The organism is Porticoccus sp. GXU_MW_L64, assembly GCF_052983295.1.
Genome location: NZ_JBRKJK010000018.1, coordinates 22,208 through 42,450, shown reverse-complemented (window position 1 = coordinate 42,450; position 20,243 = coordinate 22,208). Strand labels below are relative to the sequence as shown.

Sequence of the window (20,243 nt, the reverse complement as noted above, 5' to 3'; positions counted from 1 at the left end):
GCCCATTTCACATTTCTTGACACTGTTACCGCAAAAGACAGCAAACAGCGTTGATTATTCGGTGATGCCTTTAAACAAAATAACCAACACCGCCAGCGGTGCCACAAAGCGAATAAAGAAGAGCCACGCCTGGTAAGCTATCGGGTTCTGAATATCCAGTTCTTCCATACTGGATTTGCGGCTGATAAACCAACCGGCAAACAGGGCGATAAACAACCCGCCCAGTGGCAACAACAAGCGGCTGGAGAACACATCCATTAAATCGCCGAAGGTATGGCCAAACAGCGTCCAGGTCATTTTCCCGCCAAACGCCAGAATAGACAGCACACTAATAGCCGCTGTAATCAAGGTAATAATGACGGCACTTTTTTGGCGGCTGGTATTCTTGCGCTCCTCCGCCCAGGAAATCAGCGGCTCCAGCAAACCGACCATGGAAGTAATCGCTGCCACCGACAGCAGCATAAAGAAGACGATGCTCACCCCGTAACCACCGGGCATTTGTGCGAACGCCACCGGCAGGGTTTTGAAAATCAGGCCGGGACCACCTTGTGGGTCCAGGCCGTTGACAAACACCGCCGGAAAGATGGCAAAACCCGCGAGCAGGGCCACAAAAGTATCCGCCAGAACAATAATCAGAACGGACTTGCCAATAGAGATAGATTTGGGCAGATAGGCGCCAAAGGTCATCATACCCGCCATACCCACACCCACAGAAAAGAACGCCTGACCGATGGCCGCCAGCCACACAGAGCCGGTGATTTTGCTAAAGTCCGCGCTAAACAGGTAGTCCACCGCCTGCGGAAAACCACCGGCAAACATATGGTAAATAACCAGTGCCACCAACAGCAAAAAGAGTGTGGGCATCAGCACCTTGACGGCCTTTTCAATACCGTCCTGCACACCCCTGTAAATAATAAAACCAGTCACAGCAAGGGCGATGGCCGTCCACAACAACATGCCGGGCACATCCTGTACCGTGGCCGTAAACGTTGACTCTGCAACAGAGGCATCTATGCCCACAAAGCCGGTATTCAGGGCTTTCCAAAAGTAACTCAACACCCAGCCGGCAATAACACAGTAAAACACCTGAATAGTCAGGGCGGTCAGCAGGTTCATACCACCGGCCAGGCCCCACACCCGGCTCGACCCTTCCTGCTCGGCAACCACCGTCATAGAACCCGGAGGCGACAGTTTGCCACGGCGACCGATCATTACCTCGGCCATCAAAATCGGCACACCAATGGCAAAGGCACAAACCAGATAAACCAGTACAAAAGCGGCGCCGCCGTTTTCACCGGTCATATAAGGAAAGCGCCAGATATTACCAAGACCGACGGCAAAACCCACCGACGCCATTAAAAAACCGAAACGGGATGACCAGTTTTCGTGTTGCCCGGCAACAGCTGCCATCAGAACCTCCTACCTTGTCTGTTTATGATTGTGTGAACCCACTTGCCGAGCCACTGTATCAGCAATCCCCAAAGGAAACAAAACTGTCAGGCTTTGGAACAAAATTCCACAAATATCGCTATTTTAAAACGTATAAACTTTTTAACAATTCTTTACGGGACATATGAGCAGCCGTCAGACATAATCGCCACCTTAATCAAATCAGGAGGCCACCATGTTGAAAGCTATTTCCAAAACCCTGTGTTCCGTTGCTGTAATGGCTATTGCTGGCAGTGCGCTGGCAGCAAAACCCGAGCCCTGGATCACCAACATGGATCAGGCGCAAAAAACCGCCGCCGCCGAAGGTAAAGACATCTTTGTTTACTTCACCGGCTCCGACTGGTGCGGCTGGTGCATCAAACTGGATGAAGAAGTTCTGTCCAAGCCGGCATTTGTCGACTACGCCAAGGAAAATCTGGTACTGGTGGAGCTGGATTTCCCCAACGACGAAGAACTGATCAGCGAAGAACAGCTGGAACACAACGAAGAATGGCAAGAAACCTTTCAGCCCAAAGGCTTCCCCACTATTTATCTCACAGACGCCAACGCCAAAAGTTATGCAGTTACCGGCTATAAATCCGGCGGCCCTGAAAACTACATCGCCAACCTGAAAGCCATGCGCGAAGGCAAACAGGCCATTGCCAAATTGCAGGCACAAATTGCCAATGCCAGCGGCCTGGAACGCGCACGCCTGTTGGACCAACTGCTCGACACTGACGGAGCCATCATCGAAGACCGCGAAGGCAAGGTAACTGAGATTACCGAGCTGGCCAAAGGCAAAGACGCTGACCTGTACAACAAATACAACGCCATTCTGCTGGGGCAGAAAATTAACAGCGACATGCGCGCCATTGGCCGGGATGTAAGCGGCGACGAAAAGCTGGAAAAAGTACTGGCCGTATTTAACAAGTACAGCCACCTGAAACAAGGCCCCGACCTGGAAACCCTGCTTGCCAAACTGGGCGACTCCTTTATCGGTGCCGACCAGGGCAAAGATGGTGTCGCCTTTATGGATAGCGTGATTACCGACACCACATTCTCTGACAGCATGCGTCAGTCTGCCGCGCTGTTTAAAGGCATTATTAACGCCAACACCACCGGTGGAACCCAGGAAGCATCACTGAAATACTTTGACGCCGCCATCGCCATGGACCCGGACAGCTCACAGGGCCAGCGCGCAAAGAGTTTCAAAAAGAGAACAATGGAAACTGAAGCGGGCGACGACGCTTAAAGCCCCTTACAGCACAGTACAACAAGCCCCGACTTCACTGCGAAGTCGGGGCTTTTTTATGCGGGCTGCCAGCTCAACAGCACAGCAAACAACTGTTGTAACACTGCCGCCAGCTTACCCGCCTTATGCGGACAATAGCGGTTGCTGCTGTCTTCCAGCATATAGGCACTTTGCGCCAGCTCCATCTGTACGGCGTGCACGCCATTGGAGGGTTCGCCATAGTTGCGGGTAATATAGCCACCCACAAAACGGCCATTGGCTACCCAGGAAAATTCACTTTGTTGCTCTAGCAGCGTTTCAAGGCGATTCTGCAAATCACCACTGCAACTCTGCCCTTGTGCGGTTCCTACATTCAGCACCGGCAACTCACCAGCAAACAAGCGGGGAACCTGAGAGCGGATGGAATGGGCATCGTAGAGCAAACAATAACCGTGAATTGCTTTTAGTCGTTGGATTTCCGCCATCAGAACCGAGTGATAAGGCCGCCAGTAAGTCTCGATACGGCCCGCAAGTTCACCGTCGTCAAATTCGCAACCAGGCAGGTACAGCGGCTCACCGGAAAAAGTTGTCTCTGGGCAGGTGCCGGTAGTGGCCTGCCCCGGATACAAACTCTCACCCCCCGCCGGGCGATTCAGGTCTACCACGTAGCGACTGACATTTGCCTTGATAACAGTCGCGCTCAACGACTCAGCAAAATCGTACAACCGGGGAATATGCCAGTCGGTATCCACCAGGTTTTTCGCCACCGGCGTCATGCGTGCGGCAAGGTCGGCGGGTAACTCCAGGCCAGAGTGCGGCATGGAGACGACCAGCGGCGAGGTGCCGCGAGTTAGTTCGTAGATGGGGGGCATGGGTACTCCGCAATTAGTTGTTCTGGACGCACGACGTGCGACCACAGATTATCCTCTTGGCTTACCCCCCTAAATAAGCCCCAATCCGATCCCCAAACAGACCGTCATCTATCAACGCCGTCACCGCATCAATATCCGGCTTGAAGTAGCGATCCTGATCCCATTCCGCCGCTACGTTACGAATTTTTGCGTAGAAACTTTCCAGCTGAGTATTGGACTTCAGCGGGCGGCGCAGGCTGATGCCCTGGGCGGCGGACAGCAATTCGATAGCGACAATATGGCTCACATTGCGGTTCATAATGCCCAGCCGCCGGGCACCGTAGGTGGCCATTGAAACGTGGTCTTCCTGGTTGGCGGAGGTGGGCAGGCTGTCCACGGATGAGGGGTGTGCGTGGGATTTGTTTTCGCTGGCCAGCGCCGCTGCGGTCACATGGGCGATCATAAACCCGGAGTTCAAGCCGGCATCCCTGACCAGAAACGGCGGCAGCTGGCTCATGGCGGCATCGATCAACATCGCCACCCGGCGCTCGGACAGTGCGCCAATTTCGGCGATGGCAATGGCCAGATTATCGGCGGCCATGGCCACCGGTTCGGCGTGGAAGTTACCACCGGAAATCACCCCCACGTCCTCGTCAAACACCAGCGGGTTGTCTGTAACGCCGTTGGCTTCGGTGACCAGAGTGGTGGCGGCAAAGCGCATCTGGTCAAGAATGGCGCCCATCACCTGTGGTTGGCAGCGCAGGCAGTAGGGGTCCTGCACTTTGGCGCAATCGCTGTGAGACTGGTTTATTTCGCTGTCGGTCAACAGCTCGCGGTATTGGCGCGCCGTTTCTATCTGACCTGGCTGGCCACGCACCTTGTGGATTTCCTGTACGTGCGGAGAGCGCGCGGACAAGCTGGCCTCGGTGCTCATGGCCCCGGCGGTAACAGCGGCATTAAAGTTGACTTCCGCTTCAAACAGGCCTTTTAGCGCCAGCGCGGTGGACGTCTGGGTGCCGTTCATCAACGCCAGGCCTTCTTTGGCGGCCAGCTCAACCGGCTGTAAACCGGCATTGGCCAGTGCCTCGGCAGAGGCCATCAGCACACCATCAACAATTACCTCGCCCTCGCCAATCAACGGCATACTCATATGGGCCAGCGGCGCCAGGTCACCGGAAGCACCCACCGAGCCCTGGCTGGGAATGGCAGCGACAATGCCGTTGTTGATCATATTGATCATCAGCTCGACCACTTCCCGGCGAATACCGGAGTAACCCTGCATCAGCGAGCCGATTTTCATTACTGTCATCAGGCGAGCAGTGGCCTCACACAGGTTTTCGCCAACACCGGTGGCGTGGGACAGCACCAGATTGCGTTGCAAAGTGCCCAACTGGTCGCGGCCGATGGTGGTTTGCGCCAGGCGGCCAAAACCGGTGTTGATGCCATACACCGTTTCGCCGCTGTCGATGGTATCGATCACCCGCTGGCGGGATTTTTCAACGATCCCCCAGTGGCTATCTTCCACCACGATAGTGGTTTTATGACGAAAGATATTGCGCAGGTCGGAGAGCGTCAGCTCACCCGGGTTCAGGCATAATTCAAAAAACATGGAACTTTTTCCTCAAATTTTACGACTCCGTCATTGCGAGGAGCGCAGCGACGCGGCAATCCAGCGGCTTGAAAGCCATGGCTTCGGATCGCCACGCTACGCTCAGGATGACATCATTAATTCAGTCATCGCAGACTTAAAACCTTCCTCAACCTGCTGTTCAGAAACGTGCACACCGGCAACAACCACCTGCTCGCCGCCCACAAACACATCCCGCACCGGATTGTGGTCACAGCCGAAAATCCAGCTGTCCAGCAAATCATCACCGCTGCGCCCGAACAGGCGCGGGTGGTTGTTATCCAGCACAAGCAGGTCAGCCCGGCAGCCCACCTCCAGCTTGCCGATGTTGCGCCCGCAAGCCTGGGCACCACCGGCCAAAGCGCCATCAAACAGGGAGCGGCCGGTGCTGGCACCGGAGCCTGTGGCCAGCACATTGCGGCCATTACTGGTCAGGCGCTGAGCGTATTCCAGCCAGCGCAATTCCTCGGCGGGGTTGATGCAAACCTGACTGTCGGAGCCGATACCGAACACACCACCCCGCTGCAAATAACTGGCGGCCGGGAAAATACCATCCCCCAAATTGGCTTCGGTGGTGGGGCAGATACCGGCCACCGCACCGCTGCTGGCAAGATTGTCGATTTCAGGACTGGTCAAGTGAGTGGCGTGAACCAGGCACCAGCGACTGTCCACAGCAAAGTTATCCAGCAGCCATTCAACCGGCCTTTTGCCACTCCACTCCCGGCAGGCATCCACTTCGGGAATCTGCTCGGCGATATGCATATGTACCGGACCCTGCCTGAAGCTGCTTAGCACCTCTTGCACTAACTCCGACGTTACTGCCCGCAGGGAATGGGGCGCGATGCCCACAGTCGCATTGGCATGACCGGCAGTGGCCTTTTGCAACTCGGCGGCAATATTTAAAAACCTATCGGCGTCATTTAAAAAGCGGCTTTGACCCGGCAATGGCTGCTGGCCTCCAAAGCCCGCGTAGCGATACAACACCGGTAACAATGTGGTGCCAATACCCGCATCCTGCGCCGCCTGTAAACAGCGCAGCGACATCTCGGCGGGGTTGGTGTAGGGCTGGCCACTTTGGTCGTGATGCAGGTACTGAAATTCCGCCACATTGGTGTAGCCAAACTTGAGCATCTCCACATACAACTGCGCCGCCACCGCCTGCAATTGTTGCGGCTGCATTTTGCCCAGGTAGGCGTACATGGCCTCGCGCCAGGTCCAGAAGCTGTCTTTCGATGCACCGGCCTTTTCCGCCAACCCCACCATGGCCCGCTGATGAGCGTGGGAGTGCAGATTGGGTATACCGGGCACCGCAACACCGCGCAATTGTTCGGCGCTCGAGGCAACCACACCCCGGCGCAGCGCACTGATGTCACCATTGCTGTCGATATCAATCTCAACATCAGCGGCCCAGCCATCGGGCAAAAGAATCTCGCTGGCAAACAATGTTTTCATCGACAAGCCTTGAATCTGAAAGGCAGAGAGTCTAGCATAGTTTAGACATGTATATACAACCTGACTTTTTGCTATGACAACACCCCAACCAGGCACCCTTTGGAACCACCTCTGGATCAATGCCCGCCTCGCTACCATGAATAACTGTGGCGAATACAGCGGCGAGCCCTACGGCATGATCGACAATGGTGCTGTCGGTATTCAGGGCGACCGCATTGTCTGGTTGGGCGCCATGGCAGACCTGCCCGGCGAACCCGGTGCACTGGCGCAACAGGTAACCGACTGCCACGGCCAGCTGGTGACCCCCGGTCTGATCGATTGCCACACTCACCTGGTGTACGGCGGCGACCGCTCCAGCGAATTTGAAATGCGCCTTAACGGTGCCAGCTACGAGGAGATTGCCCGCGCCGGAGGCGGCATTATCGCCACCGTAACAGCCACCCGCGCCGCCAGCGAAGATCAGCTGTACCAACAGGCACTGCCCCGCCTTGAACGCCTGATGGCGGATGGCGTCACCACCGTGGAAATCAAATCCGGTTACGGCCTGGCGCTGGAGCACGAAGCCAAACAACTGCGGGTTGCCCGCCGCTTTGGTAACGAACTTCCGGTTTCTGTAAAAACCACCTTTCTCGGCGCACACGCCTTGCCCCCCGAGTACAAAGGTCGGGGCGATGACTACATCGATGTGGTGTGCAACGAGATGCTGCCCGCCATTCACACCGCAGGCCTGGCGGATTGCGTGGATGCTTTCTGCGAAGGAATTGGCTTCTCCGTTGAACAAACCGAGCGCGTCTTCAACGCCGCCCAAAAGCACGGCCTGCAGGTAAAACTGCACGCCGAACAACTCTCCGACCTGGGAGGCTCCGGTCTGGCGGCCAAGCACAACGCCCTGTCTGCCGACCATCTGGAATACCTGAACAACGACGATATCGCCGCCATGAAAGCCAGCGGCACCGTCGCCGTATTGCTGCCCGGCGCCTTCTATTGCCTGCGGGAAACCAGGCTGCCCCCCATTCAGGCACTGCGCGATGCCGGCGTGCCCATTGCCCTGGCCACCGACTGCAACCCCGGCTCCTCGCCGGTGCTGTCGTTGTTGTTGATGCTCAGTATGGGCTGCACCCTGTTTCACCTGACCCCGGAAGAAACTCTGGCTGGCGTTACCCGCAATGCCGCCAAAGCGCTGGGAATCCTCAATGAAGTGGGCACGTTGCAAGTGGGCAAGCGCGCCGACCTGGTGTTGTGGCGCGCCAAAAGCCCGGCGCAGTTAAGTTACCTGGTGGCGGACACACCCTGTCAGCAAGTATTGTTTGGGGGGAAAATTCGATGACACAAGCGAGCAATCTGAAAGCCCTGCCCCGCAACAGCGCAGTGCCCTTATATCAGCAAATTCAGGACACCATTGCCGACAAAATCCGCTCCGGCACCTGGGCCAAGGGGGAAAAGATTCCCTCTGAAAATGCCCTGGTAGAAGACCTGAAGGTCAGCCGCATGACCATTAACCGGGCATTGCGGGAACTGACTCAACAGGGCTACCTGGAGCGGGTTCACGGCCTCGGCACCTTTGTGGCGGAGCCACCGCGCCACGCCAGCCTGATTGAAATTCAGGACATCGCCGAAGAAATCCGCGCCCAGGGCAAAACCCACCGCGCCGATATCTGGCATCTGCAGGCAGAACAGGCCGATGCGGAAATTGCACAACGCATGGAAGTGCCCGCAGGCACCACCCTGTTCCATATTGTGATGCTGCATTTCCAGAACGATGTGCCCATTCAATTGGAGGAACGCTGGGTCAACCCGCAACTGGCACCGGAATTTCTGGCCGCAGATTTTGCCGCCATCACCCCCACCCAATACCTGATCAGCCTGTACCGCCCGGAGGAAATGGAACACATCGTGCGCGCCATTTTGCCGGACGAAGAAACTCGCGACATGCTCGCCATCCCCCCTGACGAACCCTGTCTGAAACTCAGCCGCCGCACCTGGAAAAACAGTGCCGTGGTGACGCTGGCGGACTTTACCTACCCAAGTACGAGGTATGACCTGGGAGCGCGGTACGCAACGAATAATTAATTTTTCGGAGTAAATTGCTGATTCGCAGCAGGGTCGCACGTCTGACATTGCACGTTGCACGCTAAACCCAACGAGTATCAGCTGATCTACCGAGAGCGCTGGCTATTTACTGCTCCGAACCGTCAGGGCTTTGCTTGCGCAATCGAAGCTCTGAGCCGCTTTTAGCGTGCAACGTCAGACGTGCGACCGCCCAGAAAACACACCACTGTTTAATGATTAGCACTAATAGAGATGACTACAATGACCAACACCATCGGCACCCGCCACGACCCAAGCCGCACCATCGCCGCCCCCACCGGCACCGAACTGACCTGCAAAAGCTGGCTCACCGAAGCGCCCTTCCGCATGCTGCAAAACAACCTGCACCCGGATGTGGCGGAACGCCCGGAAGACCTGGTGGTGTACGGCGGCATTGGCCGCGCGGCACGCAACTGGGAGTGCTACGACAAGATTATCGAAGCCCTTAAAGAACTGAATGACGACGAATCCCTGCTGGTGCAATCCGGCAAACCGGTGGGGGTTTTCAAAACCCACAAAGACGCCCCCCGGGTGCTGATTGCCAACTCCAATCTGGTGCCGGAGTGGGCCAACTGGAAACACTTTAACGAGCTGGATCGCAAGGGCCTGATGATGTACGGCCAAATGACCGCCGGCTCCTGGATTTATATTGGCTCTCAGGGCATTGTCCAGGGCACTTACGAAACCTTTGTGGAAGCCGGTCGCCAACACTTCGCTGGAAACACCCAAGGAAAATGGATTCTCACCGGCGGTCTCGGCGGCATGGGCGGTGCCCAACCCCTGGCCGGTGCCATGGCGGGCTACTGCATGATTGCCGTGGAGTGCGACGAGACCCGTATCGACTTCCGCCTGCGCACCCGCTACATCGACAAAAAAGCCTACAGCCTGGACGAGGCCATGGACATGCTCAACGACGCATTAGCCAAAGGCGAGGCCATCTCCATCGGCCTGCTGGGTAACGCTGCGGAAATCTTCCCGGAAATGGTCGCCAAAGGCATCAAGCCGGACCTGGTCACCGACCAAACCTCCGCCCACGACCCGGTGAACGGCTATCTGCCCATCGGCTGGACCGTGGCGGAGTGGCGCGAACGCGCCCACAGCCACCCGGAAATGGTGGCCGCCGAAGCGCGCAAATCCATGGCGGTGCAGGTGCAGGCCATGCTGGACTTCTGTCACGCCGGCATTCCCACTGTGGACTACGGCAACAACATCCGCCAGGAAGCCTATAACGAAGGCATTAAAGACGCCTTCGATTTCCCCGGCTTTGTGCCCGCCTACATTCGCCCGCTGTTCTGCCGCGGCGTTGGCCCGTTCCGTTGGGCCGCCCTGTCTGGCGACCCGGAAGATATTTACAAGACGGATCAGAAAGTCAAAGAAATCATCGCCGACGACCCACACCTGCACAACTGGCTGGATATGGCCCGCGAGCGCATCGAATTCCAGGGCCTGCCAGCGCGCATCTGCTGGGTGGGCCTGGGCCTGCGCCACAAGCTGGGCCTGGCGTTCAATGACATGGTGAAAAACGGCGAGCTGAAAGCGCCGGTAGTGATTGGCCGCGACCACCTGGACTCCGGCTCCGTCTCCAGCCCCAACCGGGAAACCGAATCCATGATGGACGGCTCCGATGCGGTATCCGACTGGCCCCTGCTCAACGCCATGCTCAACGTAGCCGGCGGCGCCACCTGGGTATCCCTGCACCACGGCGGCGGCGTTGGCATGGGCTATTCGCAACACTCCGGCGTGGTGATCTGCTGTGACGGCAGCGACGAAGCCGCCGCCCGCATCGAACGGGTACTGTGGAACGACCCGGCCACCGGTGTTATGCGCCACGCGGATGCCGGCTACGTTATCGCCAAGCAGTGTGCCAAGGAACACGGTTTGAATCTGCCGGCTATTGATTTGGGGTAAAATTCACACCCTTCACCATCATCCTGAGCGCAGCGAAGGATCTCATACTTGCAGCAAACACTGAGATCCTTCGCTGCGCTCAGGATGACACTTACGCCCGACCTGCTCGCAGCTCGTAACACGAAGCTCGCAGCCGCTTACAAGCGGCTAAGCCCCAGTGCTACAATCCCCGCCTTTATCCAAACCACCGGATCAGCACCATGCCCACCCGCACCGACGACCTGCGTATCCGCCACAGCCAGCCGCTGTTGGCTCCAGCCATTCTCAACAGCGAGCTGCCATTGCCCGTAGACAGCGCTCACTTTATTGCCGAGTCCCGCACCACCATCGAAAACATCCTCAGCGGCAAAGACAAACGTCTGTTGGTGGTGGTGGGGCCCTGCTCCATTCACGACCCGGCAGCGGCCATGGACTACGCCCGGCAACTTAAAGCAGCTTCGCAAAAATACAGCGACAAGCTGTTTATCGTGCTGCGGGTTTACTTTGAAAAACCCCGCACCGTAGTGGGCTGGAAAGGGCTGATCAACGACCCGGATCTGGACGGCAGTTTCCAGATCAACAAAGGGCTGAAAATTGCCCGCCAACTGCTGCTGGACGTGGCCGAGCTGGGCCTGCCCGCGGCCTCGGAATTTCTCGACACCACCATCGGCCAGTACTACGCCGACCTGGTGAGCTTCGCCGCTATTGGCGCGCGCACGGTGGAAAGCCAGGTGCACCGGGAGCTGGCCTCCGGCCTGTCCATGCCGGTGGGCTTTAAAAACCGCACTGATGGCGATGTGCAAGTGGCGGTAGACGCCATTCGCTCCGCCAGCCACGGCCACTGGTTTCCGTCACTGACCAAAGAGGGCTCTCCGGCGATTCTGGAAACCAGAGGCAATCCCCACTGCTACCTGATCCTGCGCGGCGGCAACGTCAGCGGCCCCAACTACGACGCCAACGCCGTGGCAGCGGCAAAAGCGGTGATGGAAAAAGGTGGCCTGACCCCAAATCTGGTGATTGATTGCAGCCACGGCAACAGCAACAAAGACCCGCAAAACCAACCACTGGTGGCCGATGCCATCGCCAAACAGATCAGCGCAGGCGAAACCGCTGTTCGTGGCCTGATGCTGGAAAGCCATTTGGTGGCCGGCAACCAGAAACAAGTGGCTGGGCAAGCGCTGGTTTATGGACAGAGCATTACCGATGGCTGCTTATCGCTGGCGGATACCCTGCCGGTGCTGGAAAAACTGGCCAACGCAATTTCCAACTAAGCCATGCGTACCTTTGTCCTGCGCGCCCGCGCCGCCCCTACCGACAGCGAAAAATTGCTGGCCGGTGTGGGTGGCGATGCCCACAGCGAGATTCTCGCTCACACCCTGATGAACGCCATCTTTGTGGCCCAGTCACACCGTTCCAATGTGGTGGTGCACCTGGTACTGGAAAGCACTCGCGACTTCTCCCGCACCATTACTTTTGTCGCCGACCAACTGGAAAATATCGGTGGTTTTCACGAACAGGCGTGGCTGGCAAAAATCGCAGCAGCATTGGATGCATCCCAAGGCATGAGTAAAGAACAGAAGAAAAACGTTGAACCGGGTATTACCGTGCGCACCCTCAGTTTTGAAAAACTGGTACAGGCTTTGGCGGAAGATCACCAGCTTTATGTGATGGACAAAAAAGGGCCGGCAGCCAGTGAAACGGAATTAGGCGACAACCCCTGCTTTTTGCTCACCGACCATATCCCCATGCCGAAGAAAAGTTTTAACAGCCTGAAACGCCTGGGGGCGGAAAAAATCAGTTTGGGATCAACCATGTTGTTCGCATCACAGTGCGTGGTGTTGATTCATCATCATCTGGATAACCCGTAAAAATAATCTGTATGTGACCCCAGTCGCATCCTGACACTGGCATCCCTGCTAACGTGAACAGGCTCTGATAAATAGGACAAAAACACATACAGGAATCACAATAATGCATAAGAGTATTCTTTTGGTAGCTGTGCTGGCCCTGGCCGGATGCGGTGCCAGCATCGGTCAAATCAAGGTACCTGACACTCTCGCACAACAGGAAAAAATGATTCTCGAAACCGAGGGCGAATTTTGGGGTCTCGGTCGCAAAGGAACATTTACACTTTCCAACCAATACAGCGGAAGCTACGACCGCGAAGCCTCAGGCATTTCCATATTGGGCGACCTGGTGAAAAGCGATAAAGGTGCGATGGCAGCAGAAGTTGTTAACAATGTCACAGGCGAGCGCTGGAAGCTGGCCTGCCACGGCCGCGATACCAGCGTTAATGTCGGCGTGCTGTCTCTGGGTGGCGACAACCCCTACGGATGCACCATTTTTCAAAATGAAAAAAGCGTGGGTACTTTTGAGCTGAAAAAAAGTGGTGGTGTTCTGGATTTTGGCCCTGCCGGAAAAGTTGAAGGCTCGGTAAAACTGGGGGACACAAACTACACTATTGCCTCAGTACACAAAGCGGAAGGCTCTGTTATTTCACTGGAGCAACCTCTGGGTTATTACGTGTACACCAACAAACAGGAGGTTGCCGCAATACAGGTAAATGGAGTCATCAGCTTGCAACACCTGCCCTTAAAATCCCAACAGGAGCGCGATTTGCTGGCCGTTACAACGGTTGCCAGTGCCCTGAGCTGGAGACAGTAATTCCGTTATCCGTAAACACAGGCCACAAAACCTATTTCCAGGTTTTGTGGCGTCACAAACGGGGAAAAGGAAAGCTCATTACCTCACCAATATCGGTCTTGTCCTGCAACAACATCAGCAATCGATCCACTCCCAGGGCGACACCGGCACAATCTGGCAGGCCGTATTCCAATGCGGCCAGAAATTTTGCATCCACGTCAATATCCACCTTTCCCGCTTGCCCACGCTGCTGACGATCACTTTCAAAACGGTGTGCCTGCTCCTTTGCGCAAGTGAGTTCGCAATAGCCGTTGGCCAATTCCATACCGTTTAAAAAGCCCTCAAAACGGCGAGCGATCTGCTGTCCGTCAGAGTCTGTTTCAATACGAGCCAAAGCGGATTGGCAGGCGGGGTAGTCGTGAACCAATACCAACCCGGCGGGCAGTTTTGGCTCTATGAACAGACTGAAAATCACATCCAGGCAGGTTGAACGAGGCTCGTCAAAATTCCTGGCATTGGCAGTTTCTGCGGCAAGCTGTTGCAGTGTTTTTAGATCAGCGGCGTGGGGATTGAGGCCGGTATGTTGCACAAATAAATCGCCGTAAGCCATTTTGGTAACCGGTGTTTGCGGCAACAATTCCACGACCAATTCTGCCACCTCATCCATCAAACGGTGTTCGCACCAACCCACCCGGTACCATTCCAGCAGGGTAAATTCCGGGTTGTGGCGGGAACCAGTCTCGCCATCCCGAAAGGCCTTGCCCAGGCAATAAATATCACCACTGCCCGCTGCCAGCAGGCGCTTCATAAAATATTCCGGGGACGATTGCAGATACAACTGACCGCTATTGCAGCGGGCTTCTATAGAGTCGATATGCAGATCGGTGACCGCGCTGGCACCCAGCACCGGCACATCTACTTCAAAGGCATTGCGTTGATCAAAAAACTGGCGGACTTGTGCCAGTAACCAAGCGCGAGCGTGCAGAATATCGATGGTTGCCGAGGGTCGCCAATTCATGGAGGACATGTCATCCTGAGCGCAGCGAAGGGCAAATACGAGATTGGCTCGGGCCGTCCTTGCCCTCGGGCTGCGCCCGTCTTCGCTACGCTGCGACGCCCAAATTTGCTGTCCTGCAAATTTGTCACCGGTCCCCGGCTCATATCTAGTCCGCCTTCGCGCGGCCTTGATATTCGCCGGTGCGAGTATCCACTTTCACCACTTCACCAATGTTCAAAAACAGCGGCACTTTTACAACAGCACCGGTGCTGAGGGTGGCGGGTTTGTTGCCGCCCTGGGCGGTATCGCCGCGCAGACCGGGGTCGGTTTCCACAATTTCCAGTTCGACATGGTTGGGGGGGGTTACTGACAAGGGCGAGCCGTTGTACAAGGTAACAATGCAAGTATCCTGCTCTTTCAACCATTGGGCGGCATCGCCCACTGCTTTTTCATCCGCCTGGTGCTGCTCGAAGGTGTTGGGCTCCATAAAGTGCCACATTTCACCGTCGTTATAGAGGTACTGCATATCCGTGTCCATCACGTCAGCACCTTCCAGCTGCTCGCCGGATTTAAAAGTGCGCTCCCACACCCGGCCACTTTTCAGGTTGCGCAGCTTTACCCGATTGAATGCCTGGCCTTTGCCGGGCTTGACGAATTCATTTTCCACGATGGAACAAGGGTCGCCGTCCAACATTACTTTCAGACCGCTGCGGAATTCGTTGGTAGAATAGTTTGCCATTATTGCCTCTAAATTTATTTATCTCTGGAATTACCCCAAAAGGCGCCTATGATACCTCGAACTCTGTCTGTATTGGAGCCTCTTTCCTGGCAACAGGAGCTGTCCAACTGCATCACCGACCCGGAAACACTGTTCGCTGCGCTGCAACTGCCCCCCGAACAGCTGGATGCCGCCCGCGCCGCCTGTCGAGACTTCCCCCTGCGAGTGCCCCACCCGTACCTGCGGCGTATTGCCAAAGGCGACCTCAACGATCCGCTGCTGAAACAAATAATGCCCCTGGGTGACGAGCTACTTGCGGCTCCCGGCTACAGCGGCGACCCGGTGGGCGAAAGTCAAAGCAACCCGGCTCCGGGGTTAATTCACAAATACCGGGGCCGGGTGCTGCTGATCCTCAGCCCCGCCTGTGCCATCAATTGCCGCTACTGCTTTCGCCGCCACTTCCCCTACGAAGACAACAAACCGAGCCGGGCGCAATGGCAACAGGCGCTGGAATACATCGCTGCCGATGCCTCCATAGAAGAAGTCATTTACAGCGGCGGCGACCCTCTGGCGGCGCCTGATCGTCAGTTGGCCTGGCTGACCGGGCAGATCGCCGCTATCCCCCACGTCAAACGCATCCGCGTTCACACCCGCCTGCCAGTGGTGATTCCCCAGCGAATTACCGCAGAATGCCTGGATTGGCTGACCAACCACCGCCTGCAATCGGTGATGGTGATTCACAGCAACCACAGCAACGAGATAGACAGCGCCGTTGCCAGCGCCCTGGCTTGTTTGAAAGAGTCCGGCGTGACCTTGCTCAATCAGGCGGTGCTGCTGAGGGGCATTAACGACAACAGCGACACCCTTGCCGAACTCAGCCAACGCTTGTTCGACGTTGGCGTACTGCCCTACTACCTGCATTTGCTGGACAAAGTGCAAGGCGCCGCCCACTTTGCCGTTGCAGAAGAACACGCCCGCCGGCTGGCAACGGACCTGCTCGCCCGTCTGCCGGGCTACCTGGTGCCGAAACTGGTGCGTGAAGATGCCGGTTGCCTGTCGAAAACACCGTTGTACCCGCACATATAACTATTTCTGTTATATGTGCCCATAGCCGCCACTTACCGCTATACTGGCTGCCTGCTGATCTATCGCACGTTTTACTCGCAACAGGTCACTCGCAACTTTTCACTCGCACTTTTCACTCGCAACAAGGAGCGCGCGTTTGGATACATCACAACAGGATAAATTGCTGATTGCACTGTGTCGGCGTCTGTCTGGCCCTTCGCTGTCGCTGGACCACCTGTCCCTGTGCGATCACAACCCGGACATTATGGCGTTGTTTATAGAGCGCCTGGGTTCTGACGATCCTGCGCGTATCAGCAATACCCTCTACAGCCTGGTGAAAGAGCTATCGGCGCTCAATGTGCCGGCCCTGCAAAAACTGACCCTGCTCAACCTGGTATACCCGTTGGTGTTGCAGTGCTCCGACGCCCTGAGCAAGACCCGCCTGACCCCCAAAACCGCCCAGGCCATCGCCACCTCCCAGGCATTGCTAAAGCACCTGGCAGCGGGTTTTCGCACCGTGGTTTCCGGTATCGGCCAGGAAGAAATATCCCCACTCCCGCAACAGCAATTGGTGCAGGCCATTGCCCACGCCATGGAAGTATCCGGCCTGATGTACCTGCGCGCGCTGCAGTTTTACCTGGCCACACCGCGCCACTTCTGGGCGGATGTTCACCTGCTGTATCGCATTGCCGAGCACTGCGGCATACCGCGCCACAAACACGGCCACCAGAGCGATGGCCAGAGCCTCAGCATTCGCTGCGACTACGTGCGTTTGCTGCTGGTGGCCTGCTGCAACCCGTCACAATTTCCCGCCAGCGATTTGCAACGGCTGTTCAAAGGGCTGCCCCTGTGGGTAGACACGGCGCGTCTGGAGGACAACGACAACAGCAGCCTGTTTGTGATTGACAGCGATGCCGACCTGCCACCCTTTTACCGCTCGCAGCTGGAGCCGGACAAACAGCCCGAGGTGCGCGCCTTCAACCTGGAGCGCCTGGTCAACTACCTGGATGGCAAACTCTATAACAACCCGGACGCCGCCCTGGTGGACAATTTTGCCCGCCGCCTGGTCACCAACCTGTGTCAATCCTGGAGCGTGGAAAGCTCCCGCCAGTCGGAACGCAGCAGCGAACAAAATACTCAGGCAGAGCTGGTGTACGGTCTGTCCTACAGCCACAACGCCCTGGCAGAGACCAACTTCGAGCAATTCCTGAGTTCCATCAGCTCCATGCAAGAGCCCTCCAAAGACAAATTTCAGCTGCAGCAAACCAATGACGCACCCGGCCAGCGGGTAGCGCCCCGGGGTGGTGATGTGTGGCGCAATGCACCGGATGTGGCACGGCAAAAAAACGAGATCGCCCCCTCTGCCACAGCCATGAGCCTGTCCGGGGCAGCCAGTAGCGAGCACAGCAGCGAGCGCGACAACCTGCGCGCCCAACTGGTCAACCGCAGCGACCAGGGGGCTTGCCTGGAATTCCCCCGTGGCCAGCACCCCAAAGTATTGCCCGGCGAAGTGGTGTGCTGCCGCTATCAGGAAGACAAACCCTGGCAACTGGGCCTGATTCGCTGGAAGCGCATTACCCCACACCTGCAAATGCAGCTGGGTGTTGAATTGCTAACCATGAAACCACACCCCAGAGCGGCGCGCATTCTCCGCGAAAACAAGGCCGCCGGCCCTTACCTGCCAGCCCTGTTACTCACTTCCAACGAAGGTACGATGCAACCGCCCCAGGTATTGTTGCCGGTAATGCCATTCAAGCAGGGCGACCGGGTTCACCTGCTGGGGGGCAAGCGCGGCGCAGTGGCCACGCTGTCGGTGCCTTTGGATGCCACCAGTCATGTGAGTCGCTTTACCCTGGAAAATACCGGGCGCCAGGAATAAAGAGCCCCATAAAGTGACCGATAACAACTATTCCCAATCCGTAATTGATTAAGCTGCAAGCCATGCAACCACAAGACACCACTCTGAAAACCCTGTTTATTCACGACCAAGTGGAGGAAGCAGACCGGCTCGCCAGCCTGCTGCGCAACGCCGGCTACACGGTGTCACCCAAACACGTGGAAGCGGAAGCGGACCTGCCACAACTGCTGCAGAACAACCACTGGGACCTGATTCTTGCCCAGTACGAGTGCACCACCCTGAGCATGCAGGCGATTTTCCACAACACCCGCCGCCTCAACCGCGATATTCCAGTGATTACCATTACCGAAAGCCCGGATACCAAGCGTGTGGAAGGCCTGCGCCTGGGGGCTTCTGATGTTGTCGGCATAGACGATGATCAACACCTGTTGCTGGTGGTGTCGCGGGCGCTGTACAACCTCGGGCAACGGCGCCGCCTGCGCCACTGGAAACGCCGCTATTCAGAGGCGGAGACCCGCTGCCTGCAATTGCTGGACAACTCCCGGGACGCCATTGCCGTGATCAAGGAAGGCACCTACATCTACAGCAACGACAGCTACGCCCAGCTGTTCGGCTATATGGATCGGGACGAAATGCTGTGCCTGCCGGTGATCGACACCATCGCCCCCCAGGACCAGGAACAGATCAAAGCGCTGCTGAAAACCCAATACAGCGATGAAACCTGGGAGAGCAGCGAACGCCAGTTCCAGGGCATGCGCAGCGACGACCTGCCCATCGACCTCACCGTGGCGGTATCGCAAATTGAATACGAAGACGAAGCGGCGCTGCAGTTCTGCATCAACCACAATTTCTTTGCCGCCGGAGGGCAACAACAGGCCCTGGACAGCGCTCATAACGTGCCCGGAATGCCTGTGGCACCCCAGCCAGAAGCCAGCGGCGGCTATACCGAAATTCGCCTGCACAAACTGATCGAACACATCAACGGCGCCATTCGCAGGGCCGCGCAGATGAGTAAGGACTCACTGCTGATGCTGGTTAAACTGGATCAGTTCGACAACTTGCGGGCCGAGAATGGCATCAAACTCACCGAAGACCTGCTTCATCGGGTAGCGGAGCTGGTGGAAACACACACCCCGGACCAACACAGCTTGAGCCGTTTTCAGGAAGACAGCTTTATCATGCTGCTGCCGGACACCGATGCCGACAACGGCCTGCGTCTGGCAGAGAACCTCTGTGATCAGCTGGCCCAGGAAATTATCACCATCGAACAGTTAACCTTTGCCGCCACCCTGAGTATCGGCCTGACGGTGATCTCAGAAACCGTCACTACCGTAGAGAGCGCCATTGGCCGCTGTGTGGACGCCATCGGCAAGCTGCGCGACGAACAGGGCGGCGGTCAACTGGGCAACGGCGCCCGCCTCTACGAGCTGGAATTCTCCCCATCCATCGAGGAAATTGGCGCCAACACCGAAACCATGGGTCGCCGTTTGCTGGGCAACGAGCAATACGAACTGCTGTTCCAGCCCATTATCGGCCTGCAAGGGGAAAATCTGCCCATCTACGAAGTGCTGATTCACATCAAGCCGGAAGCCAACCCCAAAGATTACCCGGTGGACTTTATTGCCCAGATATTCAAAACCGACGCCGGTGCCGACATCGACCGCTGGGTGATTCGCCAGGCACTGATAGAACTCAAGGAAAAACAGGTGAGCACACCGGAGGCACGCCTGTTTATCAACATCAGCCGCGCCAGCTTCTGTGACCCGGCGTTTGGAAACTGGATAAAAGAAACCATTGAACAAGCTGGCATTCCTTCCAGCTCGCTAATCTTCCAGCTGCGAGAGCTGGACATCAGCCGCTACCTGAACCAGGCAACCGAGGTTTGCCAGGGCTTGAGAGAACTGGGCAGCCAGGTGTCCCTGTCCCACTTTGGACTCTCTCTGGACCCGGTCACCATACTGGAACGCCTGTCGGTGGACTACGTCAAACTGGACAGAATGCTGGTGGACAAAGCCCAGGAAGGGGACTCTGGCCAGGAAGCCATCGAAGAAGTCATCAACCGCCTGCGCGCCAGCGACGAGTGCATCATAGTGCCCTTTATCGAAAACCCCACCATGATGCCCACCCTGTGGAAAATGGGGGTTCACTATATCCAAGGCCACTACCTGCAAGCGCCGCAGCCCCATATGAATTACGACTTTAGTGGCGATCAGTAAAAACGATTAACCCGCGCTATTAAACGCAACCAATAAAGCTGCCAGTTTAATAGCCTCTGTCATCCTGAGCGCAGCGAAGGATCTCTTATCCACAGTCAACCATGGGTAGGATATATCCTACAAAAAAATCAGCTTTTTACCGATATTCACCGTCGCCAAACTGTGGAATGATAGCCCCCATC

16 protein-coding genes are annotated in these 20,243 nt (G+C 56.6%); 10 read left to right on the top strand and 6 right to left on the bottom strand.

Annotated features, from left to right (window positions below):
- Positions 1-54: 54 nt before the first annotated feature.
- Complete coding sequence (locus ACVBEJ_RS13130; protein WP_447130094.1) at positions 55-1,410, bottom strand: sodium-dependent transporter; 1,356 nt, start codon at positions 1,408-1,410, stop codon at positions 55-57.
- Between the two features lie 214 nt (positions 1,411-1,624).
- Between ACVBEJ_RS13130 and ACVBEJ_RS13125 the strand changes: the two genes are divergently transcribed.
- Positions 1,625-2,680 carry a thioredoxin family protein gene (locus tag ACVBEJ_RS13125; protein WP_447130093.1) on the top strand — a complete coding sequence of 352 codons (1,056 nt, stop codon included), beginning with the start codon at positions 1,625-1,627 and terminating at the stop codon, positions 2,678-2,680.
- Positions 2,681-2,736: 56 nt separating this feature from the next.
- Here ACVBEJ_RS13125 and hutG read toward each other — a convergent pair whose 3' ends face one another.
- The 3 genes from hutG to ACVBEJ_RS13110 form a co-directional block, all read right to left on the bottom strand.
- Entirely contained in the window at positions 2,737-3,531 is a 795-nt protein-coding gene (gene hutG / locus ACVBEJ_RS13120; RefSeq protein WP_447130092.1) for an N-formylglutamate deformylase, read from the bottom strand.
- A 61-nt stretch (positions 3,532-3,592) separates the two neighbouring features.
- Positions 3,593-5,119 carry a histidine ammonia-lyase gene (gene hutH, locus ACVBEJ_RS13115; protein ID WP_447130091.1) on the bottom strand — a complete coding sequence of 509 codons (1,527 nt, stop codon included), beginning with the start codon at positions 5,117-5,119 and terminating at the stop codon, positions 3,593-3,595.
- Positions 5,120-5,221: 102 nt separating this feature from the next.
- The gene (locus ACVBEJ_RS13110) at positions 5,222-6,589 is read right to left on the bottom strand and encodes a formimidoylglutamate deiminase (protein WP_447130090.1); all 1,368 of its coding nucleotides are present in this window, start codon (positions 6,587-6,589) and stop codon (positions 5,222-5,224) included.
- 73 nt (positions 6,590-6,662) lie between these two features.
- Between ACVBEJ_RS13110 and hutI the strand changes: the two genes are divergently transcribed.
- The 6 genes from hutI (at position 6,663) to ACVBEJ_RS13080 (ending at position 13,228) form a co-directional block, all read left to right on the top strand.
- Positions 6,663-7,916 (top strand): imidazolonepropionase, encoded by a 1,254-nt coding sequence (gene hutI / locus ACVBEJ_RS13105; protein ID WP_447130089.1) that lies wholly within the window; start codon positions 6,663-6,665, stop codon positions 7,914-7,916.
- Entirely contained in the window at positions 7,913-8,659 is a 747-nt protein-coding gene (gene hutC, locus ACVBEJ_RS13100; protein ID WP_447130088.1) for a histidine utilization repressor, read from the top strand. Before hutI ends, hutC begins: the two co-directional genes overlap by 4 nt.
- 240 nt (positions 8,660-8,899) lie before the next feature.
- Complete coding sequence (gene hutU / locus ACVBEJ_RS13095; RefSeq protein WP_447130087.1) at positions 8,900-10,585, top strand: urocanate hydratase; 1,686 nt, start codon at positions 8,900-8,902, stop codon at positions 10,583-10,585.
- A gap of 200 nt (positions 10,586-10,785) precedes the next feature.
- A complete protein-coding gene (locus ACVBEJ_RS13090) occupies positions 10,786-11,835 on the top strand; it encodes a 3-deoxy-7-phosphoheptulonate synthase (protein ID WP_447130086.1) in 1,050 nt (349 codons plus the stop codon).
- Between the two features lie 3 nt (positions 11,836-11,838).
- Positions 11,839-12,432 (top strand): tRNA (pseudouridine(54)-N(1))-methyltransferase TrmY, encoded by a 594-nt coding sequence (gene trmY, locus ACVBEJ_RS13085; protein WP_447130085.1) that lies wholly within the window; start codon positions 11,839-11,841, stop codon positions 12,430-12,432.
- Between the two features lie 103 nt (positions 12,433-12,535).
- Complete coding sequence (locus ACVBEJ_RS13080; protein ID WP_447130084.1) at positions 12,536-13,228, top strand: VV20781 family protein; 693 nt, start codon at positions 12,536-12,538, stop codon at positions 13,226-13,228.
- 52 nt (positions 13,229-13,280) lie between these two features.
- Here ACVBEJ_RS13080 and epmA read toward each other — a convergent pair whose 3' ends face one another.
- Together epmA and efp are read right to left on the bottom strand one after the other, a co-directional pair.
- Positions 13,281-14,225 (bottom strand): EF-P lysine aminoacylase EpmA, encoded by a 945-nt coding sequence (epmA, locus tag ACVBEJ_RS13075; protein ID WP_447130083.1) that lies wholly within the window; start codon positions 14,223-14,225, stop codon positions 13,281-13,283.
- Between the two features lie 145 nt (positions 14,226-14,370).
- Positions 14,371-14,943: an elongation factor P gene (gene efp / locus ACVBEJ_RS13070; RefSeq protein ID WP_447130082.1), complete on the bottom strand. Its 573-nt coding sequence runs from the start codon at positions 14,941-14,943 to the stop codon at positions 14,371-14,373.
- Positions 14,944-14,991: 48 nt separating this feature from the next.
- Here efp and epmB point away from each other — a divergent pair, with 48 nt between their 5' ends.
- The 3 genes from epmB (at position 14,992) to ACVBEJ_RS13055 (ending at position 20,061) form a co-directional block, all read left to right on the top strand.
- Positions 14,992-16,008: an EF-P beta-lysylation protein EpmB gene (gene epmB / locus ACVBEJ_RS13065; RefSeq protein ID WP_447130081.1), complete on the top strand. Its 1,017-nt coding sequence runs from the start codon at positions 14,992-14,994 to the stop codon at positions 16,006-16,008.
- Positions 16,009-16,144: 136 nt separating this feature from the next.
- Complete coding sequence (locus tag ACVBEJ_RS13060; protein WP_447130080.1) at positions 16,145-17,866, top strand: hypothetical protein; 1,722 nt, start codon at positions 16,145-16,147, stop codon at positions 17,864-17,866.
- A 62-nt stretch (positions 17,867-17,928) separates the two neighbouring features.
- Positions 17,929-20,061 (top strand): EAL domain-containing response regulator, encoded by a 2,133-nt coding sequence (locus ACVBEJ_RS13055; RefSeq protein ID WP_447130079.1) that lies wholly within the window; start codon positions 17,929-17,931, stop codon positions 20,059-20,061.
- The last annotated feature ends 182 nt before the right edge of the window (positions 20,062-20,243 follow it).

What these genes read in the sequence shown, in the direction of transcription:
- ACVBEJ_RS13130 (WP_447130094.1), bottom strand. Translation starts at nt 1,410, where the DNA reads ATGGCAGCTGTTGCCGGGCAACACGAAAACTGGTCATCCCGTTTCGGT.
- ACVBEJ_RS13125 (WP_447130093.1), top strand. Translation starts at nt 1,625, where the DNA reads ATGTTGAAAGCTATTTCCAAAACCCTGTGTTCCGTTGCTGTAATGGCT.
- efp (WP_447130082.1), bottom strand. Translation starts at nt 14,943, where the DNA reads ATGGCAAACTATTCTACCAACGAATTCCGCAGCGGTCTGAAAGTAATG.
- ACVBEJ_RS13090 (WP_447130086.1), top strand. Translation starts at nt 10,786, where the DNA reads ATGCCCACCCGCACCGACGACCTGCGTATCCGCCACAGCCAGCCGCTG.
- epmA (WP_447130083.1), bottom strand. Translation starts at nt 14,225, where the DNA reads ATGAATTGGCGACCCTCGGCAACCATCGATATTCTGCACGCTCGCGCT.
- ACVBEJ_RS13055 (WP_447130079.1), top strand. Translation starts at nt 17,929, where the DNA reads ATGCAACCACAAGACACCACTCTGAAAACCCTGTTTATTCACGACCAA.
- hutI (WP_447130089.1), top strand. Translation starts at nt 6,663, where the DNA reads ATGACAACACCCCAACCAGGCACCCTTTGGAACCACCTCTGGATCAAT.
- hutC (WP_447130088.1), top strand. Translation starts at nt 7,913, where the DNA reads ATGACACAAGCGAGCAATCTGAAAGCCCTGCCCCGCAACAGCGCAGTG.
- hutG (WP_447130092.1), bottom strand. Translation starts at nt 3,531, where the DNA reads ATGCCCCCCATCTACGAACTAACTCGCGGCACCTCGCCGCTGGTCGTC.
- hutU (WP_447130087.1), top strand. Translation starts at nt 8,900, where the DNA reads ATGACCAACACCATCGGCACCCGCCACGACCCAAGCCGCACCATCGCC.
- epmB (WP_447130081.1), top strand. Translation starts at nt 14,992, where the DNA reads ATGATACCTCGAACTCTGTCTGTATTGGAGCCTCTTTCCTGGCAACAG.
- hutH (WP_447130091.1), bottom strand. Translation starts at nt 5,119, where the DNA reads ATGTTTTTTGAATTATGCCTGAACCCGGGTGAGCTGACGCTCTCCGAC.
- ACVBEJ_RS13080 (WP_447130084.1), top strand. Translation starts at nt 12,536, where the DNA reads ATGCATAAGAGTATTCTTTTGGTAGCTGTGCTGGCCCTGGCCGGATGC.
- ACVBEJ_RS13110 (WP_447130090.1), bottom strand. Translation starts at nt 6,589, where the DNA reads ATGAAAACATTGTTTGCCAGCGAGATTCTTTTGCCCGATGGCTGGGCC.
- trmY (WP_447130085.1), top strand. Translation starts at nt 11,839, where the DNA reads ATGCGTACCTTTGTCCTGCGCGCCCGCGCCGCCCCTACCGACAGCGAA.